We start from the raw sequence: 15,719 nt of genomic DNA on the forward strand, positions 1-15,719 counted from the left end.
GTAGTTTAAACTCTTTATCATATTTTCGTTTTACCATCTTGAACACTCCTCTAATGTGGGTTCCATGTACAGATCATTATACATGCTTTCCCCCAATTAGCTGTGTCCAGTTTTTAGAGTAGCATCAAGGTGCTGCAGAGTGTAACCGCCGATCATGACGAAAGGTATTTGTACGTAAAGGCAGAAGGGGAGTTCGAAGCAGGAGACGAGTTGAATTTATATTTCAGCATCCGGTCGGAAAATGGGATCGGAGCAGGAGGAATGAAATCAGATTTTCGACTGTCTCTTAATGAGGACAAAGGCAGGATGATGATCGCAGGCGATTATGATACTTTTTTCCATGACTACGGAGAAGATATCACAGAGGAAACTTACTCAGATAAGGAAAAGAAAGAAATCATGACTTCTTTTCAGCCAATCCGTTTAGCCCTGAACAAAGAAATCATACGTCCAGACACCGGGGAAACAATTCCTTTTGAATATTATGAAACAGGAGAATTCCTTCACGGGCAGGCGGATCCGGAGGAGGAGGAATATAATTCCCTTCATGATTACATGTTTTCAGCAGAAAATAACTATGTGGAAATACGGATTCCATGGATGCTTTTAAACGCAAAAGATCCGAGTCAGCGGGAATTTATTGGAGATCTTCAGAATGAAGGACTGAGTGATTCTATTTTTATAGATAATATAGCAGTGAGTGCTGTTTTAAGGAGAAGTGAGGATAAAACTTCCACCCTTCCTGTCGGAAATTATACGTGGGAGAAATGGGAGGAACCAATGTATGAAGAGCGGTTAAAACGTTCCTACTATGACATCCAGGATGTTTTCTCGAAGTACGGCAGCCATCCGGCAGAAGCGGAGTAAGCAGTGTTAATACTATTCGACGTACATGAAGAAGTTTTTACAGCAGTGGAACTGAAAGAACTTATGTTTGAAAATGCTCAAAAGGAGATTCAGTATTACGAAACGTTCACTGAATGAATAATTATGATTTTTTTGCCGAAGCTCTGTTATCATAGAAGTGGATTCCGTTTGTTCAGGCGGAAAGCTCAGTGCTACTAATTCGGGTGGCCGGAATTCGTGTTGAATGGGAAAGGGACGTGTGGACATATGATAAAGAAATGGCTGGAAATTTTTATAGTTTCCCTGCGCCTCGGGCTGACGTCGTTCGGCGGACCGGTAGCCCACCTCGGCTACTTCCGGGAGGAGTATGTAGAACGGAGAAAATGGCTGACAGAAAAACAGTACGCCGATCTGGTCGGGCTGTGTCAGTTTCTTCCCGGACCGGCTTCCAGTCAGGTAGGAATAGGAATAGGAATGTCCCGGGGAGGGACGGTTGGAGGAATTATCTCCTTTATTGGATTCACTATTCCATCGGTGCTGATTCTGATGGCGGCTGCCGTAGGATTTCAGCAGCAGGGGCTGATTGAGCTCGGAATAATAGATGGCCTGAAAATTACTGCAGTAGCGATTGTAGCACACGCTCTTTTAGGAATGGGACGGAATCTTGCCCCGGACAACCAGCGGGCTTCCATTGCCGTTCTGGCGTTTATTCTTGTTCTGCTTATACCGGCAGTCTGGATTCAGGTCGCTGTAATTGCAGCTTCCGGACTCATCGGCTGGTGGCTTTACCGCCAGGAAAAGCTGCCATCGGCGGAGAGTCTTCCCGTAAAGCTGTCGATGAAATTTTCAGCAGTATGTCTGACGGCTTTTTTTGGGCTTCTGGCTCTCCTGCCGGTACTTAAAGCAGCATTTGACAGCCTGCATCTGCAGCTTGCTGACAGTTTCTACAGAGCCGGAGCGCTCGTTTTTGGAGGAGGCCACGTTGTTCTCCCACTTTTAGAAAGGGAGGTTGTCCCGGCTGGACTGATCTCAGAAAGTGAATTTCTTGCAGGATACGGGGCGGCTCAGGCCGTTCCGGGACCGCTCTTTACTTTTGCGAGCTATCTCGGCATGGTAATCGATGGTACTGCCGGTGCCGTTACTGCGACAATCGCTATTTTTCTGCCTGCGTTTCTTCTGCTTCTAGGTGTACTTCCTATATGGCTTCTTATTCAGCAGAAGCCAGGAATGCGTGCAGCGGCAGCCGGTATAAATGCCGGAGTGGTGGGGATTCTTGCAGCAGCCCTTTATCAGCCGGTATTTACGTCAGCTGTGACGAGTCCGGCGGATCTGGCGTTTGCGGCGCTGTTATTTATGATGCTCGTCTACTGGAAACGTCCCGCCTGGCTGGCTGTAATAATCGGCATCGTCGGAGGGATCATTTTTTACGGAGGATAACGAAACAGTTTTTACGTGTAAGTATTTGAGGAATTGCCCTGAAGAAAGTACAGAAAAGTTTTATATGATTAAAGCCTGATAGAGAAATTCAGTCTGTCAGGCTTTTTTACGCACTAAAAAACTTCTGTGCAGAATATTTTCAGGAATATAAAATTATGCTTAAACCCGTTTCATTTCACCGTTGAGTATAAGGTGCTTACGGTTTCTTCATAGGTACCATATTCAGAAGGTTCGGTTACGCGTTACGTTCTTTTTTTGCAGAATGATTTCCATATTGTGTGCGGGTTCCCGTTTTAAATGTTCCGTAGCTGTGGAGGGACATTCCAAAAATAATTACAATAAGCCCGAGCACAGCAAGGCCGTTCGGCAGAGGAGCAGATAACAGGAGTACTTCTCCTGCAACGACGAAGACTATTTGGGCAGACTGTGTGGCTTCCACCGCAGCAAGCTTCTGCTGGTCTTTTTTTACACGGTCGGTCGCGATGAAAAACAGAGTCGTGGCAATGACGCCGGAGCAGACCGCGACAATAAAAGTCTGCAGTAATTGACTGGACGAGGGAGGACCGGCAGTAAACAGTCCAAAAATGCCGAGGAGCAGCCAGAATGGAAGACTGGCGAGCGTCATACCGAACACCCGCTGAAAAGTATCCAGGCGGCCGCCGCACACTTCCATCATTTTACGGTTACCGAGCGGATAGGCAAAGGCAGCAATAACGACGGGGAGGACACCGATTACAAGGCTTGAAGCAGACAGCTGATCTGCCTGCTGAAGCTGAATCAGTGCAACTCCGCCTAGAATAACAAAGGAAATACCGAGCGCCCGGCCCTGGATTTTATGGCGGACTTTGACCGTACCGCCGGGTGTTTCTGCTGTACGGAAAAATAGGGGAGCGAGCAGGGCGCCGGCGACAATCGTCAGCTGCCACGTACCTGCAACAAGCCATCCGGGACCCAATGCGGCAGCGTAGGTCAGCGGTGCATAAAAAAGAAAGAATCCGACAAAACTCCATATAAACCATGGAAGGGGTCGTTGAATGATTTCCTGGAGTACTTGTGTGCAGCTTCTGCGGAACAGTACAATTAACAGTAGAAAAGGAAACATAAACAAAAAGCGCAGGGAGGAGCTCCATATCCAGCTGCCTCCCGAAAGCTCCATGGAGCGGTTCAGAATAAATGTCACTGCGAAAAACATCGCTGCTGCAGTGCCTATCAGTATTTCCTTCATTAATACCGCCCTCCTTTTTAGTATATTATATTTAATTATTAGTAAATTATAATATACTTTCAATAAAAAGAAAACAGGAGCTGATGAAATGAACAGTTATGACGCTTCAAACAATCCAGAAAAATTAGCGAAACGGGTTGGAGATACATTAAGAAAAAACCGAAAAGAAAGAAAGCTTACGCTGGAAGAGCTTGCCGAACTGACAGAGGTCAGTAAGCTGACACTTGGAAATATTGAAAGAGGCGAGGCTAATCCTTCTCTTGCTGTCATATGGAAAATAGCAAACGGGCTTAAAATACCTATATCGTCATTAATTAATGAACAGCCGGAAGTAACTGTATCAAGAAAACACGAAGGCAATAAAGTAATCAGTGCAGACGGATCCTGTACGCTCGAACCTGTTTTTGATACCTCCAGCTTTGGATCCCTGGAAATACACCGGGCCTTTTTAAAGCCGTACAGTGAGTATTCCCCAGGTGCGCATCAGGCAGGAGTCATAGAATACTTAACCGTAATGGCAGGGGAAGTCATTATTGAGCTGCAGAATGAAGTTCAGCATCTTCATGAATACGACTCGATCAAATTTTACGGGGACAGCCCTCATACTTATAAAAATCCTTCACCAAAAACAGCTGTCCTGCATTTTGTAATGACTTACAGCCGGACGGATTAGCTCTGCTGCGGCAAATTAATTATCCCAGAAGCAAGACTTCATGTTTTACTCATGGGACGATACTTGGAGGGAATACAGGATGAGAATACGAAAAGCAGCTGAAACTGATGCACAACAAATAATGCAAGTAATGAAAGATGCAGAAAAATCAGGGTTCATGTTGTTTGATCCCGGAGAAAGACAGATGGATTCCGACTCTCTCAGCTCCTTTATTGTAAAAACGAACAGTACCGAAAAATCCGCTGTATTTATTGCTGAAGACGAAGCTGAAATTCTCGGGTATCTGCTGCTGAGGGGAGAAAAGCCGAACCGGATTTCCCACAGGGCTTATATTGTTATTGGTGTCCTCAGCAGCAGCCGGGGACAGGGGGTTGGTAAAGCTTTATTCAGTCATGCGATAGACTGGGCGGAAAAGGAAGGTATATACCGGTTGGAACTGACAGTGCTTTTGGAAAACAAGTCTGCTCTGGCGCTCTATCAAAAAATGGGTTTTGAAATTGAAGGGATAAAAAGAGATTCCTTAAAAATTGACGGAGAGTATGCTGACGAATACTACATGTCCCTTCTGCTGTAAATCCAACAGCTGCAAAAAGGGAGAGGTTACATATCGATAATCGGACACTGCGGTTTAATGATTTTCTGAATTTATATACTGAAGCACCCCTATCGGAGCAGAAAATTCTGCTCCGCTTTTTGTTTTTAACTGCTGATGAAAGTCTTTCGGCCACTATTTTCCTGTATAAAATAATACTGTTTCTACGGCTCAGAGGAAAATAATCTGAAAATATGTCACTGGCTTTCACTGAACTGCACTGACGTTCACTGAACGAGGTAACGTGCTGTCATCGTCCGGGAGTAAGTTTGGAGGTAAAAAGTCCCTATGCTATGCTTTTTCAGCAGATAACCAGTGTAAAACAAGGAGGAAATGAAAGCTATGGCACAGACAAAAGAACAGAAAAAACTTCATTTAATTGATACGGATATTCACGAACGGGTGGAGTATGAGGAGCTTCTTCCTTACCTGGAACAGCCGTATAAACGTTATATTGAAGACTGCGGATGGATTCAGGAAAAACATATGCCTTTCACTCAGCCTGCAGTGGCAGGTGTCAACCGGGCAGATGCTGTCGTTCCGGACGGACGACCGGCGGGATCCGACCTTCCTTTCATGCAGGAACAGCTGCTGGATGCGATCGGTCATGACGTTGGTATTCTCACTGGAGCACTTGATCCTTCTCCTTCTTCGATGCACGGATGGTATGAAATGGCTGCCGCTCTCGCGAGTGCCTACAATGACTGGCAGATTGAAAATTGGCTGGATAAGGATGAGCGTCTTTACGGCTCCGTGCATATAGCTGCACAGGATCCTCAGAGTGCTGTCCGAGAAATCGAAAGAGTCGGGTCTCATAAAAAAATGATCCAGATTCTGCTTCCTATTGATGACAAGCTGTGGGGGGACCCTTACTATCATCCGATATTCGAAGCCGCTGAGAAGTATGAGCTAATGATCGGGATGCACCACAATGAGCCACCGATCCATTATGGAGGCTGGCCGAGATACTTTATTGAGTGGCATACACTTATTCCCGTAGCTCACATGACGATGGTAACAAACATGGTTTTTAACGGTGTTTTCGAAAAATTTCCGAAATTGAAGATGATGATGATAGAAGGCGGATTCACGTATGTGCCGTTTTTGATGCGGAAAATGGATCAGCAGTACCGTGATCTGCGCCACGAGGTGCCTTGGGTAAAACGGATGCCGAGTGACATTATCCGTGAGCACATCTGCTTTACAACGCAGCCGCTGGAGGAAATGACGAAAAAAGAGTTTCTTCAGACGTTCGAACAGATGGGATCAGATGAAATTGTTTCCTTTTCCACCGATTATCCGCACTGGGATTATGATTCTCCATATGAAGCGCTGCCGCCGGGCCTCGATGAGGATTTGAAACGCAAACTGTTTTCGGAAAATGCCAGGAACTTTTATCCGAAACTTGCTCATCTAAAGGAGGAACAATAATGGGGGAAATAGTCTGTCACGAAGAAGACCTGAAGCCGGGAGAAATGATGGAAAGCACGTTTGGCAGGCATTCCATCGTTTTGTGCAGAGCCTCAGACGGTCATTACTACGCTTTTTTAAATCGCTGTATTCATCAAGGTGCTCCGCTTTCCAAAGGGAAACTGTGTGGAGCCCCCGCCGCGACGGATGAGGTCGGAGAATATAACTTCGTAAAAGAAGGCGATATTCTCCGCTGTCCCTGGCACGGTCGGGAATTTGATATAAAAAACGAGGGACGCATGCTCGCTAATGAAAAATTAAAAATAAGAAACTTTAAAGTTCACGTCAAAAACGAGCAGGTTATCGTCTACAAGTAGACAGCCCCACGGGAGTGAAAATACATGAAAAAAATGTTTATTAACGGTGAGTGGGTCGAATCGCTCTCAAAAGATACAAGGCAGATAATCAATCCTTACAATCAGAAGGTAATCGGCACGGTGACAGAAGGAAGTGGAGCCGATACAAAAAGGGCCGTCGCTGCAGCGCGGGAAGCATTTGATAAGGGAGCTTGGACGTCAGTTCCCGCTGCAGAACGCGGAAAGCTGCTTGCTTTAACGGCAGATCTGATTGAACGGGATAAAGAGGAACTGATGAATCTGGAAACTCTGGACACAGGAAAAACACTGACTGAAAGCGCAGCTGACATGGATGATATCGCTGGCGTATTCCGGTATTATGCCGGCCTTGCCGATAAAGACGGAGGAAAACTTGCTTCCTCGCCTATTCCTGATTCTACGAGCAGAATTATCCGGGAGCCGGTAGGTGTCTGCGGGCAGATTACCCCATGGAATTATCCGCTTCTGCAGGCTGCGTGGAAACTTGCGCCGGCGCTCGCTGCAGGCAATACGCTCGTCATGAAACCGAGTGAAATCACTCCTCTCACAACCGTTAAAGTGTTTGAACTAATGGAGGAAGCAGGTTTTCCGAAAGGGGTAATTAACCTTGTTATGGGTCCTGGTGCTGCAGCAGGCAGAGAACTGGCCGCAAGTCATGAAGTGGATATGATTTCATTTACGGGGGGATTGATCACTGGAAAGAAAATTATGCAGGAAGCCAGTAATAACATGAAAAAAATCGCGCTTGAACTTGGTGGGAAAAATCCGAATATTATATTCGCGGACTGTGATTTTGAAACCGCTCTCGATCAGGCATTAAATGCTGTTTATTTTCATGCAGGCCAGATTTGTTCAGCCGGAGCAAGGCTTATAATTGAAGAATCCCTCCATGATAAGTTTGTCGAAGCCCTCATAGAAAGGGTGAAGCAGATTAAGCTTGGAAACGGTATGGAAGACGGCACGGAGTCGGGTCCGCTCATTTCGGCAGAGCATCGGGAAAAGGTTGAAAAGTTTGTGGAGATTGGTAAAGAAGAAGGAGCTTTTCTCGCAGCAGGAGGGAAGCGTCCGGATAAATCGGAGCTTTCGGAAGGATTTTTCTATCTGCCGACTGTATTTACAAACTGTGAATCCAAAATGACTATTGTCCAGGAGGAAGTGTTCGGCCCGGTCCTCACAGTAGAAACGTTTAAAACAGAGGAGGAAGCAGCGGCAACTGCCAACGATTCAATTTACGGTCTGGCTGGAGCCGTCTGGACGACCGATCTTGGAAAAGCAGAACGAACTGCTGCCCGTCTCCGCATGGGAACGGTATGGATAAACGATTTTCATCCTTATATTCCACAGGCACCCTGGGGCGGCTATAAACAGTCAGGTATCGGCCGGGAGCTTGGCCACATCGGGATGGAAGAGTATACAGAACAGAAGCACATTTTTCAGAATACAAACCCGGAACCACTGAACTGGTTCAAATAAAGAGTTGGGAATACAGGTGATGACTTATGAACGAGGAGAAAGAAATTTATGATTTAACTATCGTAGGCGGGGGACCGGTCGGATTGTTTACAGCGTTTTACGGGGGGATGCGCCAAATGAAGGTCAAAGTCGTTGACAGTCTTCCGGAAATTGGCGGCCAGCTGGCAGCGCTGTACCCCGAAAAGTACATTTATGATATTGCCGGCTATCCAAAAGTGCGGGCAAAACAGCTGGTTGATAATTTGTTCGAACAGGCTTCTTATTTTAATCCGGCAATTGCCCTCGGAGAAGTCGTAGAGCATATCGAAAAACTGGGTGAACAGCATTTTAAAGTGAATACAGATAAAGATACCCACTATTCCAAATCCGTAGTTATTACCGCCGGAGCGGGAGCGTTTGAACCGAGACGGCTCAAGCTTGAAGGAGCTTCCCGCTATGAAGGCAGAAACCTTCATTATTTCGTAAACGATCTGCAGGCTTTTAAAAACAAAAAAGTGCTCATTTCCGGCGGCGGCGACTCGGCGGTAGATTGGGCCCTCATGCTTGAGCCTGTTGCTGAACAAGTTACGCTCGTCCACAGAAGGGACAAATTCAGGTGTCATGAACATAGTGAGCGGGAACTTCTTCAATCCAGCGTGCATATCAAAACCCCGTATACGGTCGAAGAATTTCAAGGAACCGAGGAGGAAATTGAACATGTCGTTCTTCAGGAAAAGAACGGCGGGCGGGAAACAATTGATGTGGATGCAGTCATTGTTAATCATGGCTTTGTTTCCACTCTCGGACCGATCAAATCATGGGGGCTGGATATTGAGAAAAATGCTCTTATCGTTAATTCAAAAATGGAAACGAATATTAAAGGTATTTACGCCTCGGGAGATATTGCCACTTATGAAGGAAAAGTAAAGCTGATTGCGATCGGATTTGGGGAAGCGCCTCTCGCTGTAAACAACGCAAAGATGTATATAGATCCTGCTGCGAAAGCACAGCCGAAACACAGCACGAGTATGTTTTAATGCGGTTTATTGATTAGCAGATGAATTTGAAGTATTCTTTTCAAGAAAGTCTTTTAAGGAAACAAATTTCATAGGCTTTCAGTAATTAGTCTCAGGACGTTTCACTAAAAGTATTTAAATGAGGAGAGATATTTTGATTATTAAAAACTCGAAATCAATAAGTATATTGAGTATTACTTCTTTATTATTTATTACAGGCGCCTGTGCCAGCGGTGAAGGAGGAGCAGAAGGAAATGATGAAGCTGCTGCCTCTATTGGAGAAGAAACAGACTACGAAATCATCGGTATTGATCCGGGCACGGGAATTATGGAAAATGCAGACGAAGCAATTGAAGTGTACGAACTGGAAGAGGAATGGTCCGTTGTAAGCAGTTCCGGACCAGTTATGACGGCGGAGCTTGGTAACGCGATTGAAGATGAAGAACCTGTCATCGTTACAGGTTGGCAGCCGCACTGGAAGTTTATCGAATTTGACCTTAAATTTCTTGAAGACCCTGAAGGAGTTTTTGGCGAAGGAAATGATATACATACTATGGCACGTCTCGGGCTTGAAGAAGACCTTCCCGGTGTCTACCAATTGTTTGATCAGTTTGAATGGGAAATGAGCGAAATGGAAGAAGTTATGGTAATGGCTGAAGAAGAAGATACTGAGGTGGAAGAAGCTGCAAGACAGTGGATCGAGGAAAATGAGGAGCTTGTTGCGGAATGGACAGACGGTATCGAAGAAGGCGATGGTCAGGAAGTGGAACTGACTCTCGTGAACTGGGCGGACGCTGTAGCGGCTACAAACGTTGTAAGCGAAGTTCTACAGGATCTGGGCTACGAAACAAATCTTGTAGAAGTAATGATTGATGCTATGTACGCCGGTATAGCAGACGGAAGTGCCGATGCGATGTTTGCTTCCTGGCTCCCGGCGCAGCAAAACTATTATGATGATTACGAAGAGGAAATAGAAGATCTGGGACCAAATACAGAAGGCACGAGAATCGGTCTCGTTGTACCGGACTATATGGATATTGAATCTATTGAAGATCTGCAGGAATAGGTCTACAGAAGTGTTTTCCTTATTTTGTTATTCAGCCGTTGCCTTCAGTTTAACAGCAGAGTAGACTGTAATTAAGCACGTATCCTGAGAAAAGGAAGTGATTCCATTGGCAGTTGATGCTTATATTAATTTCAATGGAAACTGCAGGGAAGCCGTGGAATTTTACGCAGATGTGTTTCAGGCAGGTAAGCCTCAGTTTATGACATTTGGAGAAGCTCCTCCAGATCCTGACTATTCCATGCCGGAGGAAGCGAAAGATTTAATTATGCATACTCACCTGATGGTGGAAGGCAGCCGGATCATGTTTTCAGATGTCTTCCCTGACATGCCTTTTTCGCAGGGAAATAACATCAGCCTTTCTGTTTCAAACAAAGATGAGGAACGCCTGCGGAGCTATTTCGAAAAACTTCAGCTGGGCGGACATGTCAACATGGACCTGCAGAAAACATTCTGGAGCAGGCTCTATGGAAGCGTTACCGATCGATTCGGAATCGAATGGCAGGTTAATCATGAAGACGAAAGTTAGAGTAGAAAGTACTTTATTACAACAGTCAGCTTTTACATGAAAATTAAATAACCGTGAGGCAGGGGAGATAATCCAGCATCTTCTGCCTCTTTATTATGCCGAAATCAAGTATGAGAATTTTTTACTTACGGTGGTTTCTTATGTATAATTTTATGAAAGCGCTGACAAAAAAGCTGCCTGACCGGATGAAGAAAGAAATATCTTATATGGCTGCGGGACGATAATCTGCTGAAGGGGGAGGGAGTTGTTTGAACGATACGAATATAGTATTTATTGAAAGAACGTTTCCGAGTGCCAATATGGTGCTTGTTAAAGGAAAGAAGCCGCTCTTGATTGACACAGGATTCGGAAGCGACATTAAAGGAACGAAGCAGCTTATTACAGAAGCCGGAGTAAAGCCGGAAAAAATAGGGCAGATTGTAAATACTCACTACCATAGTGACCACGCCGGAGGAAACTATTACTTTCAGAAAAACTACCGGACACCCATCGCGGCTCACCGCTGGGAGGCGGGGGCAGTGAATGCCGTCGATCCGGAAGCATGCAGTGCAGAGTGGCTTGACCAGCCTGTGGAGCCTTACCGTATTCAGCAGCCGCTTTCAGAAGGAGATGAAATCACCTCCGGAAGTACGGTGCTTCAGGCAGTAGAAACACCAGGCCACACACTTGGCCATCTTTCTTTTTATGCCCCGGAAGAAGAAATACTTATGGCAGGGGATTTGTTTCACCGGGACGACCTCGGCTGGCTCAATACGTTCCGGGAGGGGACAGCGGCGATTCACCGGTCGATGGAAAGTCTGGAGAAACTTTCCCGCTTCCGGATCAAAAAAGCATATTCCGGGCACGGTCCGGCGATGGACGACCCAGGGACCGCTATCGATAAAGCAAGAAAAAGAACGGAGAAATGGCTGAAAGAACCGGAGAAAGTCGCCTGGCATGGGTGCAAGCGGGTTTTTGCCTATACCCTGATGATTAAAGATGGCCTGCATAAAAATGAAATCAACAGCTATCTGCTGTCGTGCGGCTGGTTCCGTGATTTTGCAAAACATGCTTTTAACGTGGAACCGGCGGATTTTCTTCCGGTGCTGATGGAGGAAATGATACGTTCCGAAGCCGCCTTATGGCACGGAGAGTACTTGAAAGCTGCCGCTTCGTATCATGCCCCGGATGCGTCCTGGATGAACAGGAATATTAAACCGAAAGACTGGGTACGGATAGGACTGCCGCCGGCTGCGATCAAATAATGTAAGGAGGAAAGGAGGAAAACCTATGGCTTTAGAAACAGGAGACATTATTACATTTGAACGTACTTTTACGAAAGAAGATGTGGAAATTTTTACGAGGATTTCCGGAGATGAAGGTATCCATCACCTGACCCCGGATGAGAAGGGGAGACTCGTTGTACAGGGACTTTTAACTGCCGTACTTCCGACTAAAGTCGGCGGAGATCATAATGTGCTGGCCCGGACGATGAATTTCGAATTTCTGCGTCCGGTGTTCACAGACGATACGATCGTCTGCCGCGTCACAATTGGTCAGTACGAAAAACAGGAAAAAAAACGCACGGCGATTACGGCCTCCTTCCGCTGCCACAACCAACTGGAAAAAGAAGTACTGACAGGGGAGTTTGCAGGGGTTATTCTGGAGAGGGATACATAATACAGGTATGATCAGAAAAGGAGAAAAAGGATGGAGATATTTACGGCTGCCGCTGTTTCGGCAGCTATGTTAATTGTCGGCATACTCGTAGCGAATATAAAAATATTAACAAGTAAAGAAATGAATAATTCTTCTAAAGAAGAAAAAAATAAAACGAAAAAAATCATCGCCATATGTTTCGTTCTGCTTTTATTAATACTTGCAGCCGGTTATTTTGTTACATAAAAACAGCTTTGTAAATTTAATATTAATTGCCGAAGAGAACTTCGATTCAGCAAGGCGAAGAAAAAAGGCCGCGGCTATCTTATAAAGCACAGAAGATTAACTAGGCCCCTGTTTAATAGTTTTTAAGCAATAGATCTATACAAAGGGTTTTCCTCCATTTTTTGTAACCTGCTGTCTCTCTCTTACGACTAAAGTTATAAGCAGAGACAGAATGGAGGTTTTAATTATGAAAAGAAAACAGTATCTTCTTTTCATATTTCTGACTGTAGTGCTTGTTGTTCTTGGAGCATGCATGAATCAGTCAGAAAATAATCAGGCTGTCGATAACCGAAACACAGAGGAAGCAGTGGACAATGATGGAGGACTCGTGGAGTCAAATGACGGGGCTGAGAATGCCCCCGCTGAAGAAAACGGCTCAGAGGAAAATTTTCCGGAAAGCGGGGAAGAAGCAACTGCTGATCAAACAGGACAAATGGTGGTTTACAACGGAGACATCTCTATCGAAGTAAACGATTTTGATACTGTGCAGTCTGCCATTCAGGACCAAGTCGATAGTATGGGAGGGTATGTCGTAGAGTCCAATGTCCAGCAGGAAAGAGAAAACGAGGAACGCAGCGGAAGCATAGTCGTCAGAATCCCACAGGAGCATTTCCATCCGTTTCTTCAGGAATTGGAATCTGCAAGCACAACAGTATTGGAACGGTCTACTACCGGAAATGATGTATCGGAAGAGTATGTCGACCTTGAGTCTTACCTCGAGTCCCAGGAAGTGGTGGAAGAGAGGCTGCTCACGTTTCTGGAAGAGGCGGAGACGACGGAAGATCTGCTCGCGATTTCTCAGAATTTAGATGAGGTGCAGAGTGAAATTGAACGAGTGACCGGGAGAATGAATTATTTGGAAAACCAGGTGGCGTTTTCCACAGTCACAATCCGCATACAGGAACGAGCTGTTCATGTCGACCAGATTCAGGATCGGGAGTCGCTGAATACTCTCGAACAAGCACAGCGTCTGTTTATGAACACAGTGAATTTAATGCTTACAGCCTTATCCCGGGTAATTATTATCTTCATAGGATTATCCCCGGTAATTGTTCCGCTTGCTGTTATTGCAGGATCTGTGTACTGGCTGTCCCGGTACCGGAAAAAGAAGCAGCAGAAAAGAGAAAAATAAGCCGGATTTATATTCATTATAAAAATGATTACTCATCCCTTGAAAGCAGGTAAGATGAAGACAAGTCCCGCGGAAAGTTTCCGCAAGAGGTGGAGATTACTTCTTTAATTCGACATTAAATACAAAAGAATGTCTTTTTGAAACGATTCAACTATATCCTGTAATGATTTTAACAGCTGGTGCAGCTGTCTTTTCCCGTTTTTCAGTGGCTGTGTTTACTGAAGAGCGGGATTTTTGTTTATGACATTACCAAAAGCCGGACTTGACGTACTTACCCGTAGAAGAAGATTTGATATAATAGCTGGAAGGATTCATCCTGAGTATGATAAACAGCGACACGGAGGAGGCAGAACGATGAGGGAACCCCAGACGACCGCCGCACATAAAAAAATGAATGTTCAGGATCATATAAATGAAATCGGAAATAAGCAGGGAGCTCATATTCTCTATATGTTTGATGATGAGGAACGGTATATGGAGCATACTGTGAATTATGTAACAGAAGGTATGTTAAAAAGAGAAAAGATTATTATTGTGGAGTCCAGATCCTTTTTGGAAAAGGTGAAAGAAAAACTGCTTGAAAAAGGAATGCCTGAAAAGAAACTGAAAACGATCACGTACGTCGAAAACGACGACCTGTACTCTTCGGACACCGATTTTAATGCGTCCAAGTCATATGAAAACCTGTTGAAGCTTCTGGAACCGAATTTTATGGACAATGTCACTACGAGAATATGGGGTCAGGTTTTAGTGCAGGGCAACGCCATCAGCGAATTGAGAAAATATGAATGTGCCTGTGATGAGCTTCTCGGGGAAAAGCATGTCATCAGCGTCTGCTCGTATAATGCTCTGACCTGTTCCTCCTTTATTCAAAATGAAATGCTTAAAGTTCATGAGTATTTTATGACAGATGAACAGATCGTCAAATCTCCTTTCTACAATGAAGACTATTTATTGGAGTTTGCCGAATCAGACAAAAAGAAGTTAAAGAAAATTGAGCATGACTATAATAAAATTAAAGAAAGAAATACTAAATTGCTGCTCGAGCAGCATCAACTGCAGATAGCTAAAATGAATGCAGAAAAAGCAAACAGGACGAAAAGTATTTTTTTATCGCAGATGAGCCATGATTTACGTACACCTTTAAATTCTATTTCCGGCTTTACCCAAATTCTGCTGGACGATGAACAAATGAGCGAAAAATCTTTATCAATGCTGAACCGCATCAATAATTCGTCCAACCACTTGCTGGAATTAATCAAAGAAATTCTCGATTTTTCTGCTATTGAAGCCGGAAATATTCGTTTAAACATAAAGCCTCTTCCTGTAAAAAAGGTGCTGGAAGAATGCATCTCATCCATTTCTTTTGAAGAACTCCCACACGTTGATATAGAGGTGGAACCGATGGAGGAAGATCTATATATTCAGGCTGACCATAGACGGATAAAGCAGGTTATCAACAATTTACTGACAAACGCCCTCAAGTACAATACCAAAAATGGTACTATTCGAATCTATACGTCAAAAGGACAGAACAGACTGAAGCTGAATGTGGAAGATACAGGAATCGGACTTCCAGAACAGGAAATAGACATGTTATTCAGAGCGTTCTATCGCAGTAAGCGGAACATGCAGCAGTGGAAAGGGTCCGGCCTTGGGCTCGCGATTGTTTCGAAGCTGACAAAAGAAATGGACGGTTTGTACGGGGCTTATAACAACGAGGAAAAAGGTGCTACATTCTGGGTCTCTTTCAAAAAAATTGAAAAGGAACAGATTAGTTTATTCGAAGATACTGAAAAAAGGAAGTAAAGGAGCCTGTCTGTTAGATAGAAATCAGGTTTTTAATGAGGAAAACAGCTTAAAAACACGGAGTTTATTGAAGAATGCTCTGAAACCGTCAGAGAGTAGTCAAAGCAGCAGGAGCATACAGCCCTGATTTTATTTCACTGCATCTTTTGTTATCGTCAGTCATGGCTGAGTTCCAGCAATTAAAAGATAAAAAGGGCTTTCCTCTTTAACCTGGGGA

General features: G+C 44.7%; 16 protein-coding genes. 15 read left to right on the forward strand and 1 reads right to left on the reverse strand.

The window, feature by feature from the left end; genetic code table 11:
• Positions 1 to 129 precede the first annotated feature (129 nt).
• Both C6Y45_RS01550 and chrA read left to right on the forward strand, forming a co-directional pair.
• Positions 130 to 867 carry a hypothetical protein gene (locus tag C6Y45_RS01550; protein ID WP_107583267.1) on the forward strand — a complete coding sequence of 246 codons (738 nt, stop codon included), beginning with the start codon at positions 130 to 132 and terminating at the stop codon, positions 865 to 867.
• Between the two features lie 246 nt (positions 868 to 1,113).
• Positions 1,114 to 2,283 (forward strand): chromate efflux transporter, encoded by a 1,170-nt coding sequence (gene chrA, locus C6Y45_RS01555; protein WP_107583268.1) that lies wholly within the window; start codon positions 1,114 to 1,116, stop codon positions 2,281 to 2,283.
• 235 nt (positions 2,284 to 2,518) lie between these two features.
• Here the strand turns inward: chrA and C6Y45_RS01560 are convergent, their stop codons facing one another.
• Entirely contained in the window at positions 2,519 to 3,508 is a 990-nt protein-coding gene (locus C6Y45_RS01560; protein WP_107583269.1) for a DMT family transporter, read from the reverse strand.
• A gap of 88 nt (positions 3,509 to 3,596) precedes the next feature.
• On the opposite strand from C6Y45_RS01560, the gene C6Y45_RS01565 reads away from it, so the two are divergent.
• The 13 genes from C6Y45_RS01565 to C6Y45_RS01625 all read left to right on the forward strand — a co-directional run bounded on the left by C6Y45_RS01565 (position 3,597) and on the right by C6Y45_RS01625 (position 15,502).
• Positions 3,597 to 4,181 carry a helix-turn-helix domain-containing protein gene (locus tag C6Y45_RS01565; RefSeq protein ID WP_107583270.1) on the forward strand — a complete coding sequence of 195 codons (585 nt, stop codon included), beginning with the start codon at positions 3,597 to 3,599 and terminating at the stop codon, positions 4,179 to 4,181.
• Positions 4,182 to 4,260: 79 nt separating this feature from the next.
• The gene (locus C6Y45_RS01570) at positions 4,261 to 4,755 is read left to right on the forward strand and encodes a GNAT family N-acetyltransferase (RefSeq protein WP_107583271.1); all 495 of its coding nucleotides are present in this window, start codon (positions 4,261 to 4,263) and stop codon (positions 4,753 to 4,755) included.
• Between the two features lie 360 nt (positions 4,756 to 5,115).
• Positions 5,116 to 6,204 carry an amidohydrolase family protein gene (locus C6Y45_RS01575; protein WP_107583272.1) on the forward strand — a complete coding sequence of 363 codons (1,089 nt, stop codon included), beginning with the start codon at positions 5,116 to 5,118 and terminating at the stop codon, positions 6,202 to 6,204.
• Positions 6,204 to 6,560 carry a Rieske (2Fe-2S) protein gene (locus tag C6Y45_RS01580; RefSeq protein ID WP_107583273.1) on the forward strand — a complete coding sequence of 119 codons (357 nt, stop codon included), beginning with the start codon at positions 6,204 to 6,206 and terminating at the stop codon, positions 6,558 to 6,560. The genes C6Y45_RS01575 and C6Y45_RS01580 overlap by 1 nt, the downstream gene beginning before the upstream one ends.
• A 24-nt stretch (positions 6,561 to 6,584) precedes the next feature.
• Positions 6,585 to 8,051 carry a betaine-aldehyde dehydrogenase gene (gene betB / locus C6Y45_RS01585; protein WP_107583274.1) on the forward strand — a complete coding sequence of 489 codons (1,467 nt, stop codon included), beginning with the start codon at positions 6,585 to 6,587 and terminating at the stop codon, positions 8,049 to 8,051.
• A gap of 26 nt (positions 8,052 to 8,077) precedes the next feature.
• Positions 8,078 to 9,067 (forward strand): NAD(P)/FAD-dependent oxidoreductase, encoded by a 990-nt coding sequence (locus C6Y45_RS01590; RefSeq protein WP_107583275.1) that lies wholly within the window; start codon positions 8,078 to 8,080, stop codon positions 9,065 to 9,067.
• A 133-nt stretch (positions 9,068 to 9,200) separates the two neighbouring features.
• Positions 9,201 to 10,112, forward strand: coding sequence for a glycine betaine ABC transporter substrate-binding protein (locus C6Y45_RS01595; RefSeq protein WP_245922470.1), 912 nt, complete (start codon positions 9,201 to 9,203; stop codon positions 10,110 to 10,112).
• Between the two features lie 106 nt (positions 10,113 to 10,218).
• Positions 10,219 to 10,638 (forward strand): VOC family protein, encoded by a 420-nt coding sequence (locus tag C6Y45_RS01600; RefSeq protein ID WP_107583277.1) that lies wholly within the window; start codon positions 10,219 to 10,221, stop codon positions 10,636 to 10,638.
• Between the two features lie 248 nt (positions 10,639 to 10,886).
• A complete protein-coding gene (locus C6Y45_RS01605; protein WP_107583278.1) occupies positions 10,887 to 11,882 on the forward strand; it encodes an MBL fold metallo-hydrolase in 996 nt (331 codons plus the stop codon).
• A gap of 25 nt (positions 11,883 to 11,907) precedes the next feature.
• Positions 11,908 to 12,297 carry a hotdog family protein gene (locus C6Y45_RS01610; protein ID WP_107583279.1) on the forward strand — a complete coding sequence of 130 codons (390 nt, stop codon included), beginning with the start codon at positions 11,908 to 11,910 and terminating at the stop codon, positions 12,295 to 12,297.
• 30 nt (positions 12,298 to 12,327) lie between these two features.
• On the forward strand, positions 12,328 to 12,522 hold the full coding sequence (locus tag C6Y45_RS01615; protein WP_107583280.1) for a hypothetical protein: 195 nt from the start codon (positions 12,328 to 12,330) through the stop codon (positions 12,520 to 12,522).
• Positions 12,523 to 12,748: 226 nt separating this feature from the next.
• Positions 12,749 to 13,693 (forward strand): DUF4349 domain-containing protein, encoded by a 945-nt coding sequence (locus C6Y45_RS01620; RefSeq protein WP_160058059.1) that lies wholly within the window; start codon positions 12,749 to 12,751, stop codon positions 13,691 to 13,693.
• 240 nt (positions 13,694 to 13,933) lie between these two features.
• Positions 13,934 to 15,502, forward strand: a complete 1,569-nt coding sequence (locus C6Y45_RS01625; protein WP_107583282.1) for an ATP-binding protein — start codon at positions 13,934 to 13,936, stop codon at positions 15,500 to 15,502.
• Positions 15,503 to 15,719: the final 217 nt, after the last annotated feature.

It is taken from the genome of Alkalicoccus saliphilus (assembly GCF_003044065.1).
Taxonomy (GTDB): Bacteria; Bacillota; Bacilli; order Bacillales; family Salisediminibacteriaceae; genus Alkalicoccus; species Alkalicoccus saliphilus.